The sequence below is a fragment of the Pseudomonas sp. s4 genome, from assembly GCF_046764235.1.
Lineage (GTDB): Bacteria > Pseudomonadota > Gammaproteobacteria > Pseudomonadales > Pseudomonadaceae > Aquipseudomonas > Aquipseudomonas asiatica.
In genome coordinates, this window is sequence record NZ_CP177209.1 from 3,115,618 (window position 1) to 3,136,551 (window position 20,934).

Annotated in this window: 18 protein-coding genes and 2 pseudogenes; 16 read left to right on the forward strand and 4 right to left on the reverse strand. The window is 64.6% G+C overall.

All coding sequences use genetic code 11. The features are described from left to right. Positions 1–2 precede the first annotated feature (2 nt). From paaH to ACK56M_RS14775, 14 genes and pseudogenes are all read left to right on the forward strand, one after another. A complete protein-coding gene (paaH, locus tag ACK56M_RS14710; RefSeq protein WP_054573572.1) occupies positions 3–1,520 on the forward strand; it encodes a 3-hydroxyacyl-CoA dehydrogenase PaaH in 1,518 nt (505 codons plus the stop codon). Further along, positions 1,513–1,953, forward strand: coding sequence for a hydroxyphenylacetyl-CoA thioesterase PaaI (paaI, locus tag ACK56M_RS14715; RefSeq protein WP_054573571.1), 441 nt, complete (start codon positions 1,513–1,515; stop codon positions 1,951–1,953). The genes paaH and paaI overlap by 8 nt, the downstream gene beginning before the upstream one ends. Continuing rightward, on the forward strand, positions 1,946–3,166 hold the full coding sequence (gene pcaF, locus ACK56M_RS14720; protein WP_411959600.1) for a 3-oxoadipyl-CoA thiolase: 1,221 nt from the start codon (positions 1,946–1,948) through the stop codon (positions 3,164–3,166). Before paaI ends, pcaF begins: the two co-directional genes overlap by 8 nt. Before the next feature lie 121 nt (positions 3,167–3,287). Next, positions 3,288–4,607 carry a phenylacetate--CoA ligase PaaK gene (gene paaK, locus ACK56M_RS14725; RefSeq protein ID WP_411959601.1) on the forward strand — a complete coding sequence of 440 codons (1,320 nt, stop codon included), beginning with the start codon at positions 3,288–3,290 and terminating at the stop codon, positions 4,605–4,607. Positions 4,608–4,899: 292 nt separating this feature from the next. Continuing rightward, positions 4,900–5,889, forward strand: a complete 990-nt coding sequence (paaA, locus tag ACK56M_RS14730; RefSeq protein ID WP_015270325.1) for a 1,2-phenylacetyl-CoA epoxidase subunit PaaA — start codon at positions 4,900–4,902, stop codon at positions 5,887–5,889. Between the two features lie 25 nt (positions 5,890–5,914). Further along, the gene (gene paaB, locus ACK56M_RS14735) at positions 5,915–6,196 is read left to right on the forward strand and encodes a 1,2-phenylacetyl-CoA epoxidase subunit PaaB (protein WP_013972614.1); all 282 of its coding nucleotides are present in this window, start codon (positions 5,915–5,917) and stop codon (positions 6,194–6,196) included. An 8-nt stretch (positions 6,197–6,204) separates the two neighbouring features. Next, complete coding sequence (gene paaC / locus ACK56M_RS14740) at positions 6,205–6,963, forward strand: 1,2-phenylacetyl-CoA epoxidase subunit PaaC (RefSeq protein WP_280167976.1); 759 nt, start codon at positions 6,205–6,207, stop codon at positions 6,961–6,963. After that, positions 6,950–7,483 (forward strand): 1,2-phenylacetyl-CoA epoxidase subunit PaaD, encoded by a 534-nt coding sequence (gene paaD / locus ACK56M_RS14745; RefSeq protein ID WP_054573567.1) that lies wholly within the window; start codon positions 6,950–6,952, stop codon positions 7,481–7,483. The genes paaC and paaD overlap by 14 nt, the downstream gene beginning before the upstream one ends. Before the next feature lie 15 nt (positions 7,484–7,498). Beyond that, positions 7,499–8,575: a 1,2-phenylacetyl-CoA epoxidase subunit PaaE gene (gene paaE, locus ACK56M_RS14750; RefSeq protein WP_217190382.1), complete on the forward strand. Its 1,077-nt coding sequence runs from the start codon at positions 7,499–7,501 to the stop codon at positions 8,573–8,575. A 226-nt stretch (positions 8,576–8,801) separates the two neighbouring features. Next, positions 8,802–9,110 (forward strand): DUF485 domain-containing protein, encoded by a 309-nt coding sequence (locus ACK56M_RS14755; RefSeq protein ID WP_004376242.1) that lies wholly within the window; start codon positions 8,802–8,804, stop codon positions 9,108–9,110. After that, a pseudogene (locus tag ACK56M_RS14760) lies at positions 9,101–10,669 on the forward strand (cation acetate symporter); the annotation flags it as partial. The gene ACK56M_RS14755 and the pseudogene ACK56M_RS14760, both read left to right, overlap by 10 nt. Positions 10,670–10,709: 40 nt before the next feature. Continuing rightward, positions 10,710–11,942 (forward strand): OprD family porin, encoded by a 1,233-nt coding sequence (locus tag ACK56M_RS14765; RefSeq protein ID WP_031324467.1) that lies wholly within the window; start codon positions 10,710–10,712, stop codon positions 11,940–11,942. A 28-nt stretch (positions 11,943–11,970) separates the two neighbouring features. Further along, positions 11,971–14,022 carry a phenylacetic acid degradation bifunctional protein PaaZ gene (paaZ, locus tag ACK56M_RS14770; protein WP_411959602.1) on the forward strand — a complete coding sequence of 684 codons (2,052 nt, stop codon included), beginning with the start codon at positions 11,971–11,973 and terminating at the stop codon, positions 14,020–14,022. A 156-nt stretch (positions 14,023–14,178) separates the two neighbouring features. Further along, a complete protein-coding gene (locus tag ACK56M_RS14775; protein ID WP_155252250.1) occupies positions 14,179–14,349 on the forward strand; it encodes a hypothetical protein in 171 nt (56 codons plus the stop codon). A gap of 388 nt (positions 14,350–14,737) precedes the next feature. Here ACK56M_RS14775 and ACK56M_RS14780 read toward each other — a convergent pair whose 3' ends face one another. Together ACK56M_RS14780 and ACK56M_RS14785 are read right to left on the reverse strand one after the other, a co-directional pair. Beyond that, a complete protein-coding gene (locus tag ACK56M_RS14780) occupies positions 14,738–15,007 on the reverse strand; it encodes a DUF6555 family protein (RefSeq protein WP_054573301.1) in 270 nt (89 codons plus the stop codon). A 167-nt stretch (positions 15,008–15,174) separates the two neighbouring features. Continuing rightward, positions 15,175–15,384 carry a general stress protein gene (locus ACK56M_RS14785; protein ID WP_003259459.1) on the reverse strand — a complete coding sequence of 70 codons (210 nt, stop codon included), beginning with the start codon at positions 15,382–15,384 and terminating at the stop codon, positions 15,175–15,177. 279 nt (positions 15,385–15,663) lie between these two features. Between ACK56M_RS14785 and ACK56M_RS14790 the strand changes: the two genes are divergently transcribed. Together ACK56M_RS14790 and ACK56M_RS14795 are read left to right on the forward strand one after the other, a co-directional pair. Next, on the forward strand, positions 15,664–19,446 hold the full coding sequence (locus ACK56M_RS14790) for a CheR family methyltransferase (protein ID WP_411959603.1): 3,783 nt from the start codon (positions 15,664–15,666) through the stop codon (positions 19,444–19,446). Beyond that, positions 19,447–19,716, forward strand: a pseudogene (locus ACK56M_RS14795) (NUDIX domain-containing protein); the annotation flags it as partial. It abuts the gene before it with no gap. Between the two features lie 125 nt (positions 19,717–19,841). On the opposite strand, the gene ACK56M_RS14800 reads toward ACK56M_RS14795, so the two are convergent. Both ACK56M_RS14800 and ACK56M_RS14805 read right to left on the reverse strand, forming a co-directional pair. Continuing rightward, positions 19,842–20,393: an ATP-dependent Clp protease proteolytic subunit gene (locus ACK56M_RS14800; protein ID WP_015270335.1), complete on the reverse strand. Its 552-nt coding sequence runs from the start codon at positions 20,391–20,393 to the stop codon at positions 19,842–19,844. A gap of 22 nt (positions 20,394–20,415) precedes the next feature. After that, the gene (locus ACK56M_RS14805; protein WP_003259456.1) at positions 20,416–20,790 is read right to left on the reverse strand and encodes a low affinity iron permease family protein; all 375 of its coding nucleotides are present in this window, start codon (positions 20,788–20,790) and stop codon (positions 20,416–20,418) included. Positions 20,791–20,934: the final 144 nt, after the last annotated feature.

A 20,934-nucleotide genomic window follows, 5' to 3' on the forward strand; every position in this document is an offset into this window, starting at 1 on the left:
TCATGAGCGCACTCGCAAGCATTGCCAAAGTGGCGGTGATCGGTGCAGGCGCCATGGGCGCAGGCATCGCCCAGGTTGCGGCCCAGGCCGGCCACCCTGTAAAGCTCTACGACAACCGCCCGGGCGCTGCCGCCCAGGCGGTGGCCGGCATAGACCGGCAACTTGCCCGCCTGGTGGAAAAAGGCAAGATGCAGGCTACCGAACGGGAAGCCATAAGCGCCCGGCTGTGCCCGGTAGACGCCCTCGAAGCCCTGGCCGATGCTCGCCTGGTGATCGAGGCCATTGTCGAGAACCTGCAGGTCAAGCAGGCGCTGTTCAGCCAGCTGGAAGCCTTGTGCGCCACCGACTGCATCCTCGCCAGCAACACTTCGTCGCTGTCCATCACCAGCCTCGCCGCCGGGCTGCAACGCCCGCACCAGGTGGTTGGCATGCACTTCTTCAACCCGGCGCCGCTGATGGCCCTGGTCGAAGTGGTCTCGGGCCTGGCCACCGCCCCGGCTGTTGCCGCGTGCATTCATGCCACCGCCCAGGCCTGGGGCAAGCAGCCGGTGCACACGCGCTCCACGCCGGGCTTCATCGTCAACCGCGTGGCGCGGCCGTTCTACGCCGAAAGCCTGCGCCTGCTGCAGGAAGGCGCAGCCGATTGCGCCAGCCTCGATGCGCTGCTGCGTGATGCCGGTGGTTTCCGCATGGGCGCATTCGAACTCACCGACCTGATCGGCCACGATGTCAATTACGCCGTTACCTGTTCGGTCTTCGATGCGTTCTATGGCGACTTCCGCTTCCAGCCTTCGCTGGTGCAAAAAGAACTGGTGGACGCGGGCCGCCTCGGGCGCAAGACCGGCCAAGGCTTCTATAGCTATGCCGAAGGCGCCGAACGCCCGCAGCCAGCCGAACTGCATAGCCCCGCCATAGTCGATGCCTGCGTCGTCGAAGGCGACCTGGGGGTGATGCAGCCTCTGGCCGAACGCCTGCGCCAAAGCGGCGTCGCCGTGACCCAACGCGCCGGCAGCGGTCTGATCCAGGTGGGCGATGCCACCCTGGCGCTGTCCGATGGCCGCCTGGCCAGCCAGCGCGCCCGGGAAGACGGCCTGCGCAACCTGGTACTGGTCGACCTGGCCCTGGACTACACCACCGCCACCCGCCTCGCCATCAGCTGGTCGGCCGACACCAGCGACAACGCTCGCGACCAGGCGGTGGCCTTGCTGCGGCGTGCCGGTCTGAAGGTAACGGCGGTCGCCGACCTGCCCGGCCTGGTGGTGCTGCGTACCGTGGCGATGCTCGCCAACGAGGCCGCCGATGCCGTGCTGCAAGGTGTCGGCAGCGCCGCCGACATCGATCTGGCCATGCGCGCCGGCGTCAACTACCCCTGCGGCCCGCTGGCCTGGGCCGCGAACCTCGGCATCCCCCACACCCTGCGCGTGCTCGACAACCTGCAGCGCAGCTACGGCGAGAGCCGCTACCGCCCTTCCCTGCTGTTACGCCGCTGCGAAGCCAAAGGAGGCACCCTGCATGACTGAAGTCGAACTGGCACAAGCCTGTGCCCAGGCCATGTACGCCCGCGACCAGGCCACCCAGGGCCTGGGCATCCGCTTGCTGGAGGCCGGCCCTGGCCAGGCATGCCTGCGCATGCCGGTACGCGCTGACATGATCCAGGGGCATGGCACTTGCCATGGCGGTTTCCTGTTCGCCCTGGCCGATTCGGCGTTTGCCTTCGCCTGCAACAGCCATGACCAGGCCACCGTCGCCCTGGGCTGCAGCATCGACTATCTGGCCCCGGCGCTGCGCGATGACGTGCTTACCGCTCGCGCCAGCGAGGTCAGCCGCAAGGGCCGCACCGGCCTGTACCACGTCCGCATCGAGAACCAGCGCGGTGAGCTGGTGGCGATGTTCCATGGCAAATCCTACAAAGTGCGCGGCACCGTGCTGGCGCAGGAGACGCAAGATGACTGAACACACTCAAGCCGATGCCTTGATCATCGACGCCGTGCGCACCCCCATCGGCCGATATGCCGGCGCCTTGAGCGGCGTGCGCGCCGATGACCTGGCTGCCATCCCGCTCAAGGCCCTGATCCAGCGCCACCCCGAACTGGACTGGAAAGCCATCGACGACGTCATCCTCGGCTGCGCCAACCAGGCTGGCGAGGACAACCGCAACGTCGCGCACATGGCCAGCTTGCTGGCCGGGCTGCCGATCGAAGTGCCGGGCACCACCATCAACCGCCTGTGTGGCTCCGGCCTGGACGCCATCGGCAATGCGGCCCGCGCCCTGCGCTGCGGCGAAGCCGGGCTGATGCTGGCCGGCGGCGTGGAGTCGATGTCACGCGCGCCGTTCGTCATGGGCAAGGCGGAGCAGGCGTTCGGCCGTGCGGCCGAACTGTTCGACACCACCATCGGCTGGCGTTTCGTCAACCCACTGATGAAGGCGGCCTTCGGCACCGACTCGATGCCGGAAACGGCCGAGAACGTTGCGCAGCAGTTTGCTATTTCCCGCGCCGACCAGGACGCCTTTGCCCTGCGTAGCCAGCACAAGGCCGCCGCCGCCCAGGCACGCGGGCGCCTGGCACGGGAAATCGTGCCGGTCGAGATCCCGCAGCGCAAAGGCCCGGCCAAAGTGGTCGAGCACGACGAACATCCCCGCGGCGACACCACCCTGGAGCAACTGGCCAGGCTGGGTACCCCGTTCCGCGACGGCGGCAGCGTCACCGCTGGCAATGCTTCCGGGGTCAACGATGGTGCCTGCGCCCTGCTGCTCGCCAGCAGCGCCGCCGCCCGCCGTCATGGCCTGAAGGCTCGCGGCCGCATCGTTGGCATGGCGGTGGCCGGGGTCGAACCACGGCTGATGGGCATCGGCCCGGTACCGGCTACCCGCAAGGTGCTGGAGCTTACCGGGTTGTCGCTGGCCGACATGGACGTCATCGAGCTCAACGAGGCCTTTGCCGCCCAGGGCCTCGCGGTACTGCGCGAGCTCGGCCTGGCCGACGACGACGCGCGGGTCAACCGCAACGGCGGTGCCATCGCCCTGGGCCACCCGTTGGGCATGAGCGGTGCACGCCTGGTCACCACCGCGTTGCACGAGCTGGAAGAAACCGCCGGACGCTACGCCCTGTGCACCATGTGCATCGGCGTTGGCCAAGGCATCGCGATGGTCATCGAACGCCTCTGAGCAGCTCAGACCATCGGCTTGTTACCGAACCGAACGCAGCCGTATATGCTGCTTCCATGACACTCACCACGCGGCCTGCAACCGGTACCGCGCGGCGTACAAGAACAATTCGAGTGAAGCCATGAACATGTACCATGATGCCGATCGTGCCCTGCTGGACCCGATGGAAACCGCCAGTGTCGACGCCCTGCGCCAGCACCAGCTGGAGCGCCTGCGCTGGAGCCTGCAGCACGCCTACGACAACGTGCCGCTGTACCGCCAGCGCTTTGCCGAGTGCGGCGCTCACCCCGACGACCTCAAGTGCCTGGAAGACCTGGCGAAGTTCCCCTTCACCGGCAAGAACGACCTGCGCGACAACTACCCCTACGGCATGTTCGCCGTGCCCCAGCAAGAGGTGGTGCGCCTGCACGCCTCCAGTGGCACCACCGGCAAGCCGACGGTGGTGGGCTACACCCAGAACGACATCGACACCTGGGCCAATGTGGTCGCCCGCTCGATCCGTGCCGCGGGTGGGCGCAAGGGGGACAAGGTGCATGTCTCCTACGGCTACGGCCTGTTCACCGGCGGGCTTGGCGCGCATTACGGTGCCGAGCGCCTGGGCTGCACGGTGATCCCCATGTCCGGTGGCCAGACCGAGAAGCAGGTGCAGCTGATTCGCGACTTCCAGCCCGACATCATCATGGTCACCCCCTCCTACATGCTCAACCTGGCCGACGAGATCGAGCGCCAGGGCATCGACCCGCAAGACCTCAAGCTGCGCCTGGGCATATTCGGCGCCGAGCCGTGGACCGACGAGCTGCGCCGCTCGATCGAGCAACGGCTGGGCATCGATGCCCTCGACATTTATGGCCTGTCGGAAATCATGGGGCCTGGTGTGGCGATGGAGTGCCTCGAAACCAAGGATGGTCCGACCATCTGGGAGGACCATTTCTACCCCGAGATCATCGACCCGGTCACCGGTGCGGTGCTACCGGACGGCCAACTGGGCGAACTGGTGTTCACCTCGCTGAGCAAGGAAGCGTTGCCCATGGTGCGCTACCGCACCCGCGACCTCACTCGCCTGCTGCCCGGTACCGCCAGGCCAATGCGGCGGATTGGCAAGATCACCGGCCGCAGCGATGACATGCTGATCATTCGCGGGGTCAACGTGTTCCCGACCCAGATCGAGGAGCAGGTGCTAAAAATAAAACAGCTTTCAGAGCTTTATGAGATTTATCTGTATCGCAATGGCAACCTTGACAGTGTAGAGGTGCATGTGGAACTGCGTGCGGAGTGCCAGCACCTCGATGAAGGCCAGCGCAAGCTGTTGACCGGGGAGCTGACCAAGCAGATCAAGACCTATATCGGCATCAGCACCCAGGTGCGCCTGCAGCCCTGCGGCACGCTCAAGCGTTCCGAGGGCAAGGCCTGCCACGTGTTCGACAAACGGTTGGCCAGCTGATTCATTCGGCTGCCTTTTCGGCCCCGGCATCGTCCGGGGCTTTTTTTTGCCTGGGAGATTGCTGGGGGCGCTTTGCGCCCCTTTCGCCGATAAGCCAGCTCCCACAGGGGCAGCGTCCATCTCCAGGGCAACCGCTCTCCTGTGGGAGCTGGCTTGCCGGCGAAAGGGCTGCACAGCAGCCCTCTTGGCCCGCAAAGTGATACACAAATATTATTCGATACACATAAAACTGTTTGACGTTATGTTTTGTATTGCTTACAAATGACTCATGCCTTAGCAGGAGTTGGAACACATGTACGCACAGCTAGTGGAAACCGGAGTCAAGCGCGTCAAGTCGCTGGAAGAGATGTCGCCCGAGGAGCGCAACTTCCAGGAAAAGATCGACGCCGAAATCAAGATCGAAGCCAAGAACTGGATGCCCGAGGCCTACCGCCAGACCCTGATCCGGCAGATCTCCCAGCACGCCCACTCGGAAATCGTCGGCATGCTGCCCGAAGGCAACTGGGTCACCCGTGCCCCCAGCCTCAAGCGCAAGCTGCAGCTGATGGCCAAGATCCAGGACGAAGCCGGCCACGGCCTGTACCTGTACAGCGCCATGGAAACCCTGGGCGCCGACCGTGACGAAGAAATCGCCAAGCTGCACAGCGGCAAGGCCAAGTACTCGAGCATCTTCAACTACCCCACCCTCAGCTGGGCCGACATGGGCGCAGTGGGCTGGCTGGTGGACGGCGCCGCCATCGTCAACCAGGTGGTGCTGCAGCGCACCTCCTACGGCCCGTATTCGCGCGCGATGATCCGCATCTGCAAAGAAGAGAGCTTCCACCAGCGCCAGGGCTACGAAATCCTCCTGACCATGATGCGCCACGGCACCCAGGCCCAGCGGGACATGGTCCAGGACGCGATCAACCGCCTGTGGTGGCCGGCACTGATGATGTTCGGCCCCAGCGACGAGCACTCCCCCAACAGCGCCCAGTCCATGGCCTGGAAGATCAAGCGCCAGACCAACGATGAACTGCGCCAGCGCTTCATCGACCAGACCGTGCCGCAGCTCGAGCTGCTCGGCTGCACCGCCCCCGACCCCGAGCTGAAGTGGAATGCCGAGCGCGGCCATTACGACTTCGGCGAAATCCAGTGGGACGAGTTCTACGAAGTGATCAAGGGCAATGGCCCATGCAACCAGGAACGTGTCGCCACCCGACGCAAGGCCATCGAGGACGGTGCCTGGGTGCGCGAGGCCGCCGTGGCCTACGCGCGCAAGCAACAGAACAAGAACGCCGCCTGAGCGGCGATTGATGCGGAGATCGAAAATGTCTGTCTGGACCCTCTACGAAGTGTTCGTGCGCAGCAAGCACGGCCTTAACCACAAGCATGTCGGCAGCGTGCACGCCGCCGATGCCGCCATGGCCATCGAAAACGCCCGCGAGCTGTACACCCGCCGCAGCGAAGGCGTCAGCCTGTGGGTGGTGCCCTCGGCACTGATCACCGCCTCTTCCCCGGACGAGAAAGACCCGCTGTTCGCCCCGGCGGACGACAAGGTCTACCGCCATGCCAGCTTCTACGAACTGCCCGACGAAGTCGGACACATGTGAGGTTGGCCATGCACAACGAAACCCTTGTCCCCTACCTGCTGCTGCTCGGCGACAGTGCCCTGGTGCAGGGCCAGCGCCTCTGCGAATGGTGTGGCCGCGCCCCGGCCATCGAAGAAGAACTGGCCCTGATGAACGTCGGCCTCGACCTGGTAGGCCAGGCGCGCAACTGGCTGGAGTACGCCGCCGAGCTGCTCGATGATGGCCGTGACGCCGACGCCCTGGCCTTCCGCCGTGACGAGCGCGCCTATCGCAACCTGTTGCTGGTCGAGCAGCCCAACGGCGATTTCGCCGTGACCATGACCAAGCAGTTCTTCTATGACGCCTGGCATTTCGCCGTGCTTGAGGGTCTGGTCGGCTCGAACGACGAGCGTATCGCCGGTATCGCCGCCAAGGCCCTGAAGGAAGTCACCTACCACCTGCGCCGCTCCAGCGAGTGGGTGCAACGCCTGGGTGGTGGCACCGAAGAAAGCCGCCAACGCATGCTCGCGGCCATCCCGGCACTGTGGCGCTTCACCGTCGAACTGGCCGCCGGTAGCGACAATGAAGTGCACCTGGCGCAAGCGGGCGTCGCCGCCGACCCCGCTGCCGTCGGCGCAGCCTGGCTCAAGCAAGTTGGCGAGACCTTCGCTTCGGTCGAGCTGCCGCTGCCCAAGGCCGCCAGCCACTTCTACCTGTGCGGCCGCAAAGGCCTGCACACCGAGCACCTGGGCCTGCTGCTGGCCGAGATGCAGTTCCTGCCAAGGGCGTACCCCGATGCAACCTGGTGAGCTGATTGCCGGCGACCGTGGCGCCCGCGCGCCACGCGGCGATGACCTGGCCCGGGCCTGGGCGGTACTGGCCGAGGTCATGGACCCGGAAGTGCCCGTGGTCAGCGTGGTCGACCTGGGCATCGTGCGCGACCTCGGCTGGCGCGCCGGGCACCTGCACCTGGTCGTCACGCCGACCTACTCCGGCTGCCCTGCCACCGAGGTGATCGAAGGGGATATCCGCCAGGCGCTGGAGCAGGCCGGCTTCCCCGCGCCGCTGCTCGAGCGCCGGCTGACCCCGGCCTGGAGCACCGACTGGATCAGCGAACTGGGCCGCGAGCGCCTGCGCGCCTACGGCATCGCCCCGCCACAGGGCAGCGCCAGCAAACGCAGCCTGCTCGGCGAGGCGCCGCAGGTGTGCTGCCCGCAGTGCGGAAGCGCCCATACCGAATTGCTCAGCCAGTTCGGCTCCACGGCTTGCAAGGCGCTTTACCGCTGCCGCGAGTGCCTGGAGCCGTTCGACTATTTCAAATGCATTTGAGCCGTGGAGAACGCCATGAGCCAGTTTCACAGCCTGACCATCAAACAAGTGCGCAACGAGACCCGCGATGCGGTGTCGATTGCCTTCGACGTGCCCGAGCACCTGCAGGCGCAGTTCCGTTTCACCCAGGGCCAGTACCTGGTCATGCGCACCCAACTGGATAACGAAGAAGTCCGCCGTTCCTATTCCATCTGCAGCGCCGTGCAGGATGGCGAACTGCGTGTGGCGGTGAAGCGCGTGCCAGGCGGGCGCTTCTCGGCATTTGCCAACGACGTGCTCAAGGCAGGCCAGCAACTGGAAGTGATGCCGCCGTCGGGCAGCTTCTTCGTGCCACTGGAGCCGGCCCGCCAGGGTAACTACCTGGGCGTGGCTGCCGGCAGCGGCATCACGCCGATCCTGTCGATCATCGCCACTACCCTGGCCAGCGAGCCGTACAGCCGCTTCACCCTGCTGTACGGCAACCGCTCCAGCTCTGGCGCACTGTTCCGCGACAAGCTGGAAGACCTGAAGAACCGTTACCTCGACCGCCTGAACCTGATTTTCGTGTTCAGCCGCGAGCAGCAGGATGTCGACCTGTACAACGGCCGCATCGATGCCGACAAGTGCGGCGAGCTGTTCTCGCGCTGGATGGACGTTGCCAATCTGGACGCTGCGTTCATCTGCGGCCCACAGGCGATGACCGAGACGGTGCGCGACAGCCTGCAGGCCAATGGCCTGGCCAAGGACCGTATCCATTTCGAGCTGTTCGCAGCCGCCGGCAGCGAAGCCCGTCGTGAAGCCCGCGAGGCGGCGCGCCAAGTGGACTCGGCGCTCAGCCACATCACCGTGATCAGCGACGGCCGCGCCCTTACCTTCGACCTGCCACGCAACACCCAGAACGTGCTGGACGCCGGCAACGCCATCGGCGCCGAACTGCCGTACTCCTGCAAGGCCGGCGTGTGCTCGACCTGCAAGTGCCGGGTAATCGAGGGCGAAGTGGAGATGGACAGCAACCATGCCCTGGAGGATTACGAAGTGGCGGCCGGGTATGTGCTGTCGTGCCAGACCTACCCGGTGAGCGACAAGGTGGTGCTCGATTTCGACCAGCTGTAGGCCCAAGCCCCTCTCGGACTGACGCGGTCTCTGTAGGAGCGGCCTTGTGTCGCGAAAGGGTCGCAACGCGGCCCCAGGATCCTGGCCCTGATCATGGATTGCCGGGGCTGCTGCGCAGCCCTTTCGCGACACAAGGCCGCTCCTACAAAGGCCGCACCAACAGCATTGCAATGCAACACCCGCGTGACCTCAACAAAACAATTACAACACCCAGAGATCGCAACCCATGACACCCGAACGCATCGAAAGCATCGCCAACCACCCCGACTTCCAGCACCTGGTGCAGCGCAAACGCCGCCTCAACGGCAGCTTGACCCTGGCCATGCTGGTGATCTACTACGGCTTCGTCCTGCTGGTGGCGTTTTCCCCCAGCACCCTCGGCCAGTCCCTCAGCGGTGGCGTGACCACCGTTGGCATGCTGGTGGGCGTGCTGATGGTACTGCTGTCCTTCGCCTTGACAGGCATCTACGTGCACCGCGCCAACAACGTGCTCGACCCGCTCAACGACAAGGTCAAGCAGGAGTGCGCACAATGAACTGGACTGCCATCTCGATGTTCATGGTGTTCGTCTGCTTCACCCTGCTGGTCACCCGCTGGGCTGCCATGCGCACCCGCTCGGCCAGCGATTTCTACACCGCCGGCGGGGGCCTGACCGGCATGCAGAACGGTTTGGCGATCGCCGGCGACATGATCAGCGCCGCCTCGTTCCTGGGCATTTCGGCAATGATGTTCATGAACGGCTATGACGGCCTGCTGTATGCCCTGGGCGTACTGGCCGGCTGGCCGATCATCCTGTTCCTGATCGCCGAACGCCTGCGCAACCTGGGCAAGTACACCTTCGCCGACGTGGTCAGCTACCGCCTGGCACAAACCCCGGTGCGCCTGACCTCGGCCTTCGGCACCCTGGTGGTGGCGCTGATGTACCTGGTGGCGCAGATGGTCGGTGCCGGCAAGCTGATCGAACTGCTGTTCGGCATCAGCTATCTGTACGCGGTGATGCTGGTCGGTGTGCTGATGGTCGCCTACGTCACCTTCGGCGGCATGCTCGCCACCACCTGGGTGCAGATCATCAAGGCGGTGATGCTGCTGTCGGGCACCAGCTTCATGGCCTTCATGGTGCTCAAGCATTTCGGCTTCAGCACCGAGGCGATGTTCGCCAGCGCCGTGGCCGTGCATGCCAAGGGCCAGGCGATCATGGCCCCGGGCGGCTTGCTGTCCAACCCGGTGGACGCCATTTCCCTGGGCCTGGGCATGATGTTCGGTACCGCCGGCCTGCCGCATATCCTGATGCGCTTCTTCACCGTCAGCGATGCCAAGGAAGCGCGCAAGAGCGTGTTCTATGCCACCGGGTTCATCGGCTACTTCTACCTGCTGCTGATCGTCATCGGCTTTGGTGCCATCGTCATGGTCGGCACCGAGCCGTCCTACCGTGATGCCACCGGCGCCATTATCGGCGGCGGCAACATGGTCGCCGTGCACCTGGCCCAGGCCGTAGGTGGCAATCTGTTCCTCGGCTTCATCTCCGCCGTGGCCTTCGCCACCATCCTGGCAGTGGTCGCGGGCCTGGCGCTGTCCGGTGCATCGGCGGTTTCCCACGACCTGTATGCCTGCGTTGTGCGCCAGGGCAAAGCTAGCGAGCAGGAGGAAATGCGCGTGTCGCGTATCGCCACGCTGCTGATCGGCCTGCTGGCGGTAATCCTCGGCCTGATGTTCGAGTCGCAGAACATCGCCTTCCTCTCTGGCCTGGTGCTGGCCGTGGCCGCCTCGGTCAACTTCCCGGTGCTGCTGCTTTCGATGTTCTGGAAAGGCCTGACCACCCGCGGCGCAGTGTGCGGCAGCATGGCCGGCCTGGTTTCGGCGGTGCTGCTGGTGGTGCTGGGCCCGGCGGTGTGGGTCAACGTGCTGCATCACGAGAAGGCGCTGTTCCCCTACAGCAACCCGGCACTGTTCTCCATGAGCCTGGCCTTCCTCGGCGCCTGGGTGTTCTCGGTCACTGACAGCTCAGAACGCGCCAGCCAGGAACGTGGCCGCTACCTGGCCCAGTTCATCCGTTCCATGACCGGAATCGGCGCTGCCGGCGCCAGCAAGCACTGACTCTCAGGGAAGAACAACCATGTCGGGTAAAACAACAACAATGAACCGTACGCACTTCATTTCGGCCGCCTGGCTGGCGACCCTCGCCCTGCCGATGCCGGCGATGGCAGACTTCATCGGCGACAGCCACGCCCGGCTGGAGCTGCGCAACCACTACCTCAACCGCGACTTCCGCCAAAGCAACGCACCGCAGGCCAAGGCCGAGGAATGGGGCCAGGGCTTTACCGCCAAGCTGGAGTCGGGCTTCACCGAAGGCCCGGTCGGCTTTGGTGTCGACGCCATGGGCCAACTGGGCATCAAGCTCGACTCCAGCCGCGACCGGCGCAATACCGGCCTGCTGCCTTTCGGCCCGAACAGCCATGAACCGGTCGACGACTACAGCGAACTGGGCCTGACCGGCAAGGTGCGGGTGGCCAAGAGCACCCTGCGCCTGGGGACCTTGCAACCGATCCTGCCGGTGGTGGTGTACAACGACACCCGCCTGCTGGCCTCCACCTTCCAGGGTGGCCTGCTCACCAGCCAGGACCTGGCCGGCCTGACCTTCAACGCCGGCCGCCTGACCAAGGCCAACCTGCGTGATTCCTCGGGCCGCGACGACATAGGCTACGGCGCCGCCAGCAGCGACCACCTGGACTTCGGCGGCGGCAGCTACGCCATCACCCCGCAAACCAGCGTCAGTTACTACTACGCCAAGCTCGAGGACATCTACCGCCAGCAGTTCGTCGGCCTGATCGATACCCGCCCGCTGGGCGAAGGCCTGAGCCTGCGCACCGACCTGCGCTACTTCGACAGCCGCAACGACGGCGCCGAGCGTGCCGGCAACATCGACAACCGCAACTTCAACGCCATGTTCACCCTCGGCGTACGGGCCCACAAGTTCACCGCCGCCTGGCAGCAGATGTCCGGCGACAGTGCCTTCCCGTTCGTGAACGGCGGCGACCCGTTCACCGTCAACCTGGTCACCTACAACACCTTCACCCGCGCCGGGCTGGACTCATGGCAGGTGCGCTACGACTACGACTTCGTCGCCATGGGTATCCCCGGCCTGAGCTTCATGACCCGCTACACCGATGGCCGCCACGCCGAAACCGCCACCGTCAGCAACGGCCGTGAGCGTGAGCGCGACACCGACATCACCTATGTCATCCAGAGCGGCCCGTTCAAGGACGTCAGCCTGCGCTGGCGCAACGTCACCTTCCGTTCCGGCAATGGCCTGACCAACGCCGTGGACGAAAACCGCCTGATCATCGGCTACACCGTGGCGCTGTGGTAACAGCGCCCCCTCTACATTGGAGAACAGCATGTCTGCCGCCCCTACCCTGCAAAGCTTCATCGCCGGCCGCTGGCTTGGCCAGCACGGCGCCCAGGCCCTGCGTAGCGCCCTGGATGGCCACGTTTTGGCCTACAGCCACGAAGAGCGCCCGGATTTCGCCGAGGCCGTGGACTTTGCCCGCGCCCGTGGCCTGGCCACGCTGATGGCCATGGACTTCCAGCAACGCGCTGCCCGCCTGAAGGCAATGGCCCTGTACCTGGCCGAGCGCAAGGAGCAGCTTTACGCCCTGTCCCACCACAGCGGTGCTACCCGTGCCGACAGCTGGATCGACATCGAAGGCGGCAACGCCACGCTGTTCTCCTATGCGGGCATCGGCAGCCGTGAGCTGCCGTCGGGCAATCTGGTGCACGAAGGCCCGGCCATCCCGCTGGGCAAGCAAGGCCATTTCGCCGGCAGCCACATCCTGGTGCCGCGCGCCGGCGTGGCGGTGCACATCAACGCCTTCAACTTCCCCATCTGGGGCATGCTGGAGAAGTTCGCCCCGACCTTCCTGGCCGGTATGCCGTGCATCGTCAAGCCGGCGACCTCGACCAGCTACCTGACCGAGGCCGTGGTGCGGCTGATGAATGCATCCGGGCTGTTGCCCGAAGGCAGCCTGCAACTGGTGATCGGCAGCACCGGCGACCTGCTCGACCGCCTGCAAGGCCAGGACGTGGTGACCTTCACCGGCTCCGCCGACACCGCTGCCAAGTTGCGCGTCACGCCGAACCTGGTGCGCAACTCTGTGCCGTTCACCGCCGAAGCCGATTCGCTCAACTGCGCCATCCTCGGCCCGGACGTGACCCCGGACAGCGAAGAGTTCGACCTGTATATCAAGGAGGTGGTCCGCGAAATGACCACCAAGGCCGGCCAGAAATGCACCGCCATCCGCCGCGCCATCGTACCGGCCAGGCACATCGACGCGGTTGCCACGCGCCTGCGCGAGCGGCTGGCCAAGGTGGTTGTCGGTGACCCGTCGCTGGAAGGCGTGCGCATGGGCGCCCTGGCCTCCCACGACCAGCAGCACGATGTGGCCGAGCGAGTGCGCAGCCTGCTGCAGAGCTGCGACCAGCTGTTCGGTGCCAGCGATGGCTTTGCGCCGCGTGGCGAGGGTGTGGCCGAGGGCGCGTTCTTTGCTCCGACCTTGCTGCAGGCCCGTGACCCGCATGCCGAAGGCGGTGCCCACGATATCGAAGCGTTCGGCCCGGTAAGCACGCTGATGGCCTATGACGACCTCGATGAAGCCCTGGCGCTGGCCGCGCGGGGCAAAGGCAGCCTGGTGGCGACCCTGGTCACCGCCGACCGCAGCGTGGCAGCCAAGGCCATTCCAGTGGCTGCCGCTTGGCACGGCCGCTTGCTGGTACTCGACAGCGAGGCGGCCAAGGAATCCACCGGGCATGGCTCGCCATTGCCGCAACTCAAGCACGGCGGCCCGGGCCGCGCTGGTGGTGGTGAAGAGCTGGGTGGCCTGCGTGCCGTCAAGCATTACCTGCAGCGTGCCGCAGTACAGGGTTCGCCGAGCATGCTGACGGCGGTAACCGGCGAATACGTGCGCGGTGGCGAAGTGATCGAAACCGAAGTACACCCGTTCCGCCGCTATTTCGAGCAACTGCGCATCGGCGAGTCGCTGCTCACCCACCGCCGTACCGTGACCGAAGCCGACCTGGTCAACTTCGGCTGCCTGTCGGGCGACCATTTCTACATGCACTTCGACGAGATCGCCGCCAAGCAATCGCAGTTCGGCAAGCGCATCGCCCACGGCTACTTCGTGTTGTCGGCAGCGGCCGGGCTGTTCGTCTCCCCGGGTGCAGGCCCGGTACTGGCCAACTACGGCCTGGATACCCTGCGCTTCATCAACCCGGTGGGCATCGGCGACACCATCCAGGCGCGCCTGACCTGCAAGCGCAAGATCGATCAGGGCAAGACCAGCCCGCTGGGCCAGCCCCAGGGCGTGGTGGCGTGGGATGTGGAGGTGACCAACCAGCTGGGCGAGCTGGTCGCCAGCTACGACATTCTCACCCTCGTGCTGAAGAAGCCCTGACAGTACCGTTGGTCAGGGGTGGTGGACATCCAACCGACCGCCCCTGGCTGTTGCCGCTCTCATTCAATGAGGGGTGGTCAATGGCTTCGCCTCTCACTCCTGTATTGGGCCCGCCTGATCGCGGGCCTTTTTTTCATCGAGAGCGAGGGTTGCGAGATGAAAGAGTTTACTGCGATGGGTGGCGGCAGCGCACAGGATGACTGGCCAGAGCTCGAGCCGGACCGGCGCAATGACCGGGCAGATGACCCGGATGCCGACCCCAATGTGACTGATGACGAAGAAAACCGCCCGGGCGTGCCGGCCAGCGACCCCGAGTCCGGTGCCTAGACGGCCTGCGCGTACCTGTAGAAGCGGCTTTAGCCGCGAAGAATCCAACGCGGTGCATGGCACCGGCTGCGCCGGTGTTCGCGGGCGCGCCCGCTCCCGCAGGTAGGGCGCACTCCTTGAACTGGTGATGTCCCTGTGGGAGATTGCCCAGCCCTTTGGGCTGCGCTGTCGCGCAGAGAACCAATATCGCTCGTCTGACGCGTCCTTTGTAGGAGCAGCCTTGTGCTGCGAAGAGGCCGGTACAGCCAATAGACAGGCTTCGTCAGCCCCGGCCTCTTCGCAGCACAAGGCTGCTCCTACAGGACCTCGCCGAACCAATGAGTCATGTGTTGTTCTATGAGAGCGGGCATGCCCGCGAAGCAGGCGACACAGTGCTTTGGGCTAGGGATCACATTGTCGCCGCTGGCCCCCCCACCGACTGGTTCGGCTTGCTGCCGGATACCCGCCAGCTCACCGCGGTAATCCCGTAGCGCTCGGCCATCGGCCTGCTGACTTTCCTGATTTTTTCGCGCCCGAACTTCGGAATGATGCCGATGCCCGCATCACAACTTGCCCAATGCCAGGCCTCGGCGTTGTCCAGCGTCTCCAGACGAATGATGAAACTGCGCGGCTTGCCATGCAGTTGGTAGTCGATGATGTATAGCTGTGGGCCAGGCATCGCAGGGGCCTCCTCTTCTCCATGGATGACACCCTGATTGATCGGGGTACGGCCAGAAGATTCAAAAAAATGTCGAGCAACAGGTACCAAAGGCCATTGCAGCCTCGGTACACAGGAGGTGGCCGGTACCCGGCACTGCGGGTACCGGGTGCCCAGAAGCATTCAACTCACTGTTGGCGGCCCCCGCCGTGGCTGTTCTGGCCGCCCTTGCGACCGGCCTCCGATGCCCGTTGGCGGTCGTTGGCGAAATTGCCGCCAGAAGCCTGCCCACCCTTGTGCCCCGCGCGGGAAGCCCGTTCCCGGTCATTGGCAAAATTGCCAGGGTTGGTTTCCTTGGTGCCGCCGCGCTGGCTGGTTCGCTCTTGATCCTGCGCCATGTGGTATCTCCTTGCGATGGATTGGCTGCTCGCATGGATGTTTGCCATGCCTTGGTTCCGAGCCGCCAATCACACAGTCTGCTCAATGGTTTTGCCGGCAACTGACCAGTGGCACCAAACATGGGCCGGCAAAAGGTTTGCGTGACGGAAGCAGGCGGGTCGCACTTTCCTTCGCAAGCAGAGGTCTCAATAACATGGCGACGGCCTATAATCCCGCCACACACACGCCCGATGATGCTGCTAAGGGCGGAACGTTCCGGTCTGCACAAGGCTCCGTCCATGAAGTCGTCCCCCAAGCAACCTGCCTCGCCCCAGAACCCGGCACTCAGCCCCAGCCACCTGGATTTTCCGGTGGTGGGCATCGGTGCATCGGCAGGCGGCCTGGAAGCGATCTGTACGCTGTTCCGGCAAATGCCCAGCGATTGCGGCATGGCCTTCGTCGTGGTCCTGCACCTGTCCCCCGACCACCAGAGCGTCGCCGACCGCATCATCCAGGAGACCACGCAAATGCCGGTGCGCCAGGTGACTGAGCCGGTGCCCATCGAGCGCAACCATATCTACGTGATTTCACCGGCCAATCGCCTGTCCACCAACGACGGCTACCTGCGGGTGACCCCGGCCAACCGGCGCCGTGGCGACCACGTGGCCATCGACCTGTTCTTCCGTGACCTGGCTGACGTGCACAAGGACCACGCCTTCTGCGTGGTGTTGTCCGGTACCGGTGCCGATGGCGCCGTGGGCCTGTCGCGGATCAAGGAGCAAGGCGGTGTGACCCTGGCGCAGACACCGGACGACGCCCAGTACGACAGCATGCCCCGTGCCGCAATCGAGACCGGCATGGTCGACCTGGTGCTGCCGGCGGCAGAAATCCCGCAGAAGCTGCTGGAGCTGTGGCGCAATGCCCGCCAGGTCAGGCTCCCGGAAATCGAAGACGATACCCTGCCTCCGGCATTGGGCACCCGAGTCGGCGATGCCCAGGCCAGCGAGCCGATGCTCGAAGAGATCCTGCTGCAGTTGCGCAGCAATACTGGCCACGACTTTCAGCACTACAAGCGCGCCACGGTACTGCGACGCATCGAGCGCCGCCTGCATGTGACCGGCCAGGCAGACCTGGCGGCCTACCTGCATTACCTGGAACAGTACCCCGCGGAATCCAGGGCCTTGCTGGCCGACATGCTGATCGGCGTGACCAATTTCTTCCGCGACCGCGAAGCGTTCGAAGCCCTGGAGCGCCATGTGTTGCCACAGCTGGTCTGCGAACGCGACCCGGCCGAGGGCGCGGACGAGATACGCGTGTGGTCGGCCGGCTGCTCCACCGGCGAAGAGGCGTACAGCCTCGCCATGCTGGTTTGCGAGCAGCTGGCACTGGAGCAGCGCTCGCACAAGGTACAGGTGTTCGCCACCGACCTGGACGAACGCGCCATCGGCATCGCCCGCAGTGGCTCATACCCCGAGGCGATTGTCACCGACGTGCCGCCCAGCCGGCTGCGCCAGTTCTTCCTCAAGGAAGACCAGCATTACCGGGTGCGCAAAGAGGTTCGCGAAAAGGTGCTGTTCGCCCGGCACAACCTGCTGTCGGACCCACCGTTCTCGCAGATCGACCTGATTGTCTGCCGCAACCTGCTGATCTACCTGGACCGCGAGGTGCAGCGTGACATCCTGCAGATGTTCCACTTCGCTCTGCGCCCGGGTGGCTACCTGTTCCTCGGCTCGTCCGAGTCGGCCGACATGGCCAGTGAACTGTTCGCCCCGGTGGACAAACGCAACCGCATTTTCCGCGCACTCGATGCCAGCAATACCGGCCGCCGTTCCGGCCGTCAGCTGGCCGGCACATCTGCCGCCAGCATGCCACTGGAAACGCTGGCCAAGGCCAAGCCGGGGCGCAAGCCATCGTTCGCCGACCTTCACTACCGCGCCCTGGCGCGTCGCATGCCGCCCAGCCTGATCGTCGATATCGATGGCAATATCCTGCACATGAGCGAAGGCGTAGGGCGTTTCCTGCAAGTGGCCGGTGGCGAACCGAGCCGCAGCTTGCTCAACCTGGTGCTGCCGCCCCTGCGCCTGGCCCTGCGCAGCACCTTGTTCCAGGCGCGCCAGGGGACCGAGGCGGTCACCTCGCGCCCTGTCGACCTGGCGGAAACCATGGGCAAGCTGCAGGTGGAAATCACCGTGCAGCCGTACAAGGACGACCTCAGCGCCAGCGATTGCCTGCTGGTGGTGTTCGAGGAACGCGCGCCCGACCCGTCCCTGCCGTTACCCGGCGTCATCCGCCAGACCGACAGCATGGTGCTGCACAACCTCGAACGCGAACTGCAGCGCACTCGCCTGCAACTGCAGGAAACCATCGAGCAGTCAGAGGTCTCCAGCGAGGAGCTGACGGCTTCCAACGAAGAGATGCAGGCCATCAACGAGGAGTTGCGGTCGGCCAGCGAAGAACTGGAAACCAGCAAGGAAGAGCTGCAGTCGATCAACGAGGAACTGCTCACGGTCAACTACGAGCTGAAGAACAAGGTCGAGGAAACCGACAAGGTCAACGACTACCTCAGCAACCTGATCGCCTGCACCGAGATCGCCACGGTGTTCGTCGACCGCAACCTGCATATTCGCTGGTTCACGCCCCGCGCCACCGACCTCTTCAATATCCTGCCAGTCGATACCGGCCGTTCCCTGCTCGACATCACCCACTGCCTGGATTACCCGGCGCTGGCCGACGATGCCCGCGCCGTGGCCCAGGGCGAGGCCATCATCGAGCGTGAAATCGGCGGCCAAAGCGATCACTGGTACCTGGCGCGCCTGCTGCCCTACCGCTCCAGCGAGCAGAAAATCGACGGCACGGTGCTGACCTTCATCGACATCAGCAGCAGCCATGCCGCCGAAGAGCGCGTGCGCCTGGGCGAAGAGCGCCTGAGCAAGCAGTTGGCCGAGACGCAGAGTACCAACCACATGAAGGACGAGTTCTTCGCCGTCATGTCCCATGAGCTCAAGCACCCGCTGAACCTGATCCAGCTCAATGCCGAAATCCTGCGCCGCCTGCCGTCGCTGCGCAACATCAGTGCAGCGAGCAAGGCCGTGGGTACCATTTGCGACGCGGTAACCAGCCAGGCGCGGATCATCGACGACCTGCTGGATGTGGCGCGCATTCGGACCGGCAAGCTTAAGCTCAAGACCCAACCTGTGGATCTGCTCGCCCTCCTGCAGGGCATCCATGATGTGGTGGTGAGCGAGCAACACCCCTGCCCGGTTCGCCTGGAGCTGCCCGCCGACACCCTGCCGGTGATGATCGAAGGTGACGTTACCCGCCTGGAGCAGATCATCTGGAACCTGCTCAACAACGCGCTGAAGTTCAGCCCGGCGGGCAATGAGATACGCCTGGTGCTGAGCCACGACGAAAACCACGCGCGGTTGCAGGTGATCGACCATGGCGTAGGCCTGAGCCACGACAGCCTCGAGCACATCTTCGACCTGTTCAGCCAGGCTACGCCGCAACAGGCCAGCCACAGCCGCGAGGGCCTGGGCATCGGCCTGTCGCTGGTACGGCAACTGGTCGAGGCCCATGGCGGTAGCGTACGCGCCAAGTCACCGGGGCTGGGCCTGGGCTGCACCTTTGAGGTCACCCTGCCACTTTGCGATACGCAACTCCCGCAGCGTGAGCAAGGCTCGGAGCCACTGAGCGAGGGCCGCCTTAATGGAATTCGCGTGTTGCTGGTGGACGATTCCGTAGAAGTGCTGGCGGTAATGCAGGAGCTGCTGGAAATGGAGAGCGCCACTGTCAATGCCTTCAGCAAGCCACGTGAGGCCCTGGACGCCGCTGCGGGTGAGGAATACGACATCATCCTGTCCGATATCGGCATGCCGGTGATGGACGGCCATGCGCTGATCAAGGCCCTGCGTGGCTACGTGCACCTTCGCCATACCCCGGCCATCGCCCTGACCGGCTATGGCGCCAGCGCCGACCAGTACAAGTCACGCCAGTCCGGCTTTGACCGGCACCTGAACAAACCGGTGGGCTATGACGAGCTGGTCGAGGCCATCGAGGCCCTCAGCGGTTCGGTGCCTTACTGACCGTTGCAGGCAGCGGAGCGTGATTTGCTTGAGGAAACCGGGTTGCAGGCAGAATCGCTGACCCTGCTGGTGCGCCACGAAGCGGCAGAGCGCATGCATTATGTGTTCGAAGCGGAGTTCGCCGACGCCCCACATCCCAAGGCCCTGCGTGAAATTGCTGATTGCCGGTTCGCCCACCTGGACCAGGTGCCCATGCTCAAGGACGAGATCAAGCTGCTGATCCGCTCGTTGCTGGCGTGTGACCGGGCAATGGCAGCGTCAGTGAGGTAGACCTTTTTCTCCTGTGCCGGCCCTTCGCGGGCTTGCCCGCTCCCACAAGTACTTCACCGCTTCTGAAGCATGTGCTGAACCTGTGGGAGCGGGCATGCCCGCGACGAGGCCGGCACAGGTATCAGCTAGGCATGCACACTCCACTGACAAGCCTCCACCTCGATCGGCATCTCGTCTATGGCATGGATCATCCCGTTCGCCAATGCCTCCCGGGGCCCGAGTATCCGCGGGTAGGCCATCAGATACCGCGGTACATCCAGCACCTCGTCCGCCCCTTCGGTCCGCTCGGCGACGATTTGCGCGTATAACCGCAGGTCATAATCCAGGCTCATCGCATATTCAGCCATGCGTGAGTGGTCGACCGAGCCATGCAAGGTCCAGTGAAAAGGATGAAACAGGAACTTGCTGTAACTGCATGCCGTGCGCCGTTCCCCGGCCAGGAAGATGATGTTGCCCATGGATTCCACCGTGCCCAGGTTGTGGGTATGCACCTCGACCGGTAACGCCCGCAGAAAGTTGTACAAGGTAAACCCGTAGCTGCACTCGCCGCCCATGGTAGCGATGTTCAGTTGCAGGGCGTCGGCGCCCTGCTGCAACGCCCGCGAACAGGTGTTGATCAGGTTGCCGCAGGTGGATGAATTGATAGGCCCGGTGAAGTGGACGATATGTCTGGCCATGCTTGCCTCCAGGGTTGGCAGGTCATTCCTTGGTTGAATGCGCATCGTCACCCTGCCCGGCCATCTGCCGGTATTGCTTGCGCAGGGCATGCAGCTCGGCCGGATCCATGTCTTCAAGGTCCAGCAGCGCCTTGTGCGCCTTTTGGGTGGTGCGCAACAGCTCATCGATCTTGATGTGCAGTTCGTCGTTGTCGCGGTTCTGGGTGTTCTGGATCAGGAACACCATGAGGAAGGTGATGATGGTGGTCGAGGTGTTGATCACCAGTTGCCAGGTGTCGTTGAAGCCGAACAGCGGCCCGGTCACTGCCCAGATCAGGATCAGCAGGCAGGCGATGCCAAAAGTCAGCGGGCGGCCGGCCCAATTGGCCAGCCATTGGGCGAAACGGTCGAATTTCATCCTGGCGCCCTTCCTCGTAGCAGGTATGCGGTGGAAACGCCGCGGGCCGCAAAGTTCCACGCGGCATCAGCCTTTTCCGTTGGTCAACCGTGCTGAACCCTGGCCGCTGTTCACCAGTCGCACCTTCAGAGTGACCGAACAAGG

Coding starts and splice junctions, on each gene's coding strand:
- ACK56M_RS14780 (WP_054573301.1), bottom strand. CDS start 15,007: ATGCCTGGCCCACAGCTATACATCATCGACTACCAACTGCATGGCAAG.
- paaH (WP_054573572.1), top strand. CDS start 3: ATGAGCGCACTCGCAAGCATTGCCAAAGTGGCGGTGATCGGTGCAGGC.
- ACK56M_RS14800 (WP_015270335.1), bottom strand. CDS start 20,393: ATGGCCAGACATATCGTCCACTTCACCGGGCCTATCAATTCATCCACC.
- pcaF (WP_411959600.1), top strand. CDS start 1,946: ATGACTGAACACACTCAAGCCGATGCCTTGATCATCGACGCCGTGCGC.
- paaC (WP_280167976.1), top strand. CDS start 6,205: ATGCACAACGAAACCCTTGTCCCCTACCTGCTGCTGCTCGGCGACAGT.
- ACK56M_RS14755 (WP_004376242.1), top strand. CDS start 8,802: ATGACACCCGAACGCATCGAAAGCATCGCCAACCACCCCGACTTCCAG.
- ACK56M_RS14765 (WP_031324467.1), top strand. CDS start 10,710: ATGAACCGTACGCACTTCATTTCGGCCGCCTGGCTGGCGACCCTCGCC.
- paaE (WP_217190382.1), top strand. CDS start 7,499: ATGAGCCAGTTTCACAGCCTGACCATCAAACAAGTGCGCAACGAGACC.
- paaD (WP_054573567.1), top strand. CDS start 6,950: ATGCAACCTGGTGAGCTGATTGCCGGCGACCGTGGCGCCCGCGCGCCA.
- paaK (WP_411959601.1), top strand. CDS start 3,288: ATGAACATGTACCATGATGCCGATCGTGCCCTGCTGGACCCGATGGAA.
- paaA (WP_015270325.1), top strand. CDS start 4,900: ATGTACGCACAGCTAGTGGAAACCGGAGTCAAGCGCGTCAAGTCGCTG.
- paaZ (WP_411959602.1), top strand. CDS start 11,971: ATGTCTGCCGCCCCTACCCTGCAAAGCTTCATCGCCGGCCGCTGGCTT.
- ACK56M_RS14790 (WP_411959603.1), top strand. CDS start 15,664: ATGAAGTCGTCCCCCAAGCAACCTGCCTCGCCCCAGAACCCGGCACTC.
- ACK56M_RS14805 (WP_003259456.1), bottom strand. CDS start 20,790: ATGAAATTCGACCGTTTCGCCCAATGGCTGGCCAATTGGGCCGGCCGC.
- paaI (WP_054573571.1), top strand. CDS start 1,513: ATGACTGAAGTCGAACTGGCACAAGCCTGTGCCCAGGCCATGTACGCC.
- ACK56M_RS14775 (WP_155252250.1), top strand. CDS start 14,179: ATGAAAGAGTTTACTGCGATGGGTGGCGGCAGCGCACAGGATGACTGG.
- ACK56M_RS14785 (WP_003259459.1), bottom strand. CDS start 15,384: ATGGCGCAGGATCAAGAGCGAACCAGCCAGCGCGGCGGCACCAAGGAA.
- paaB (WP_013972614.1), top strand. CDS start 5,915: ATGTCTGTCTGGACCCTCTACGAAGTGTTCGTGCGCAGCAAGCACGGC.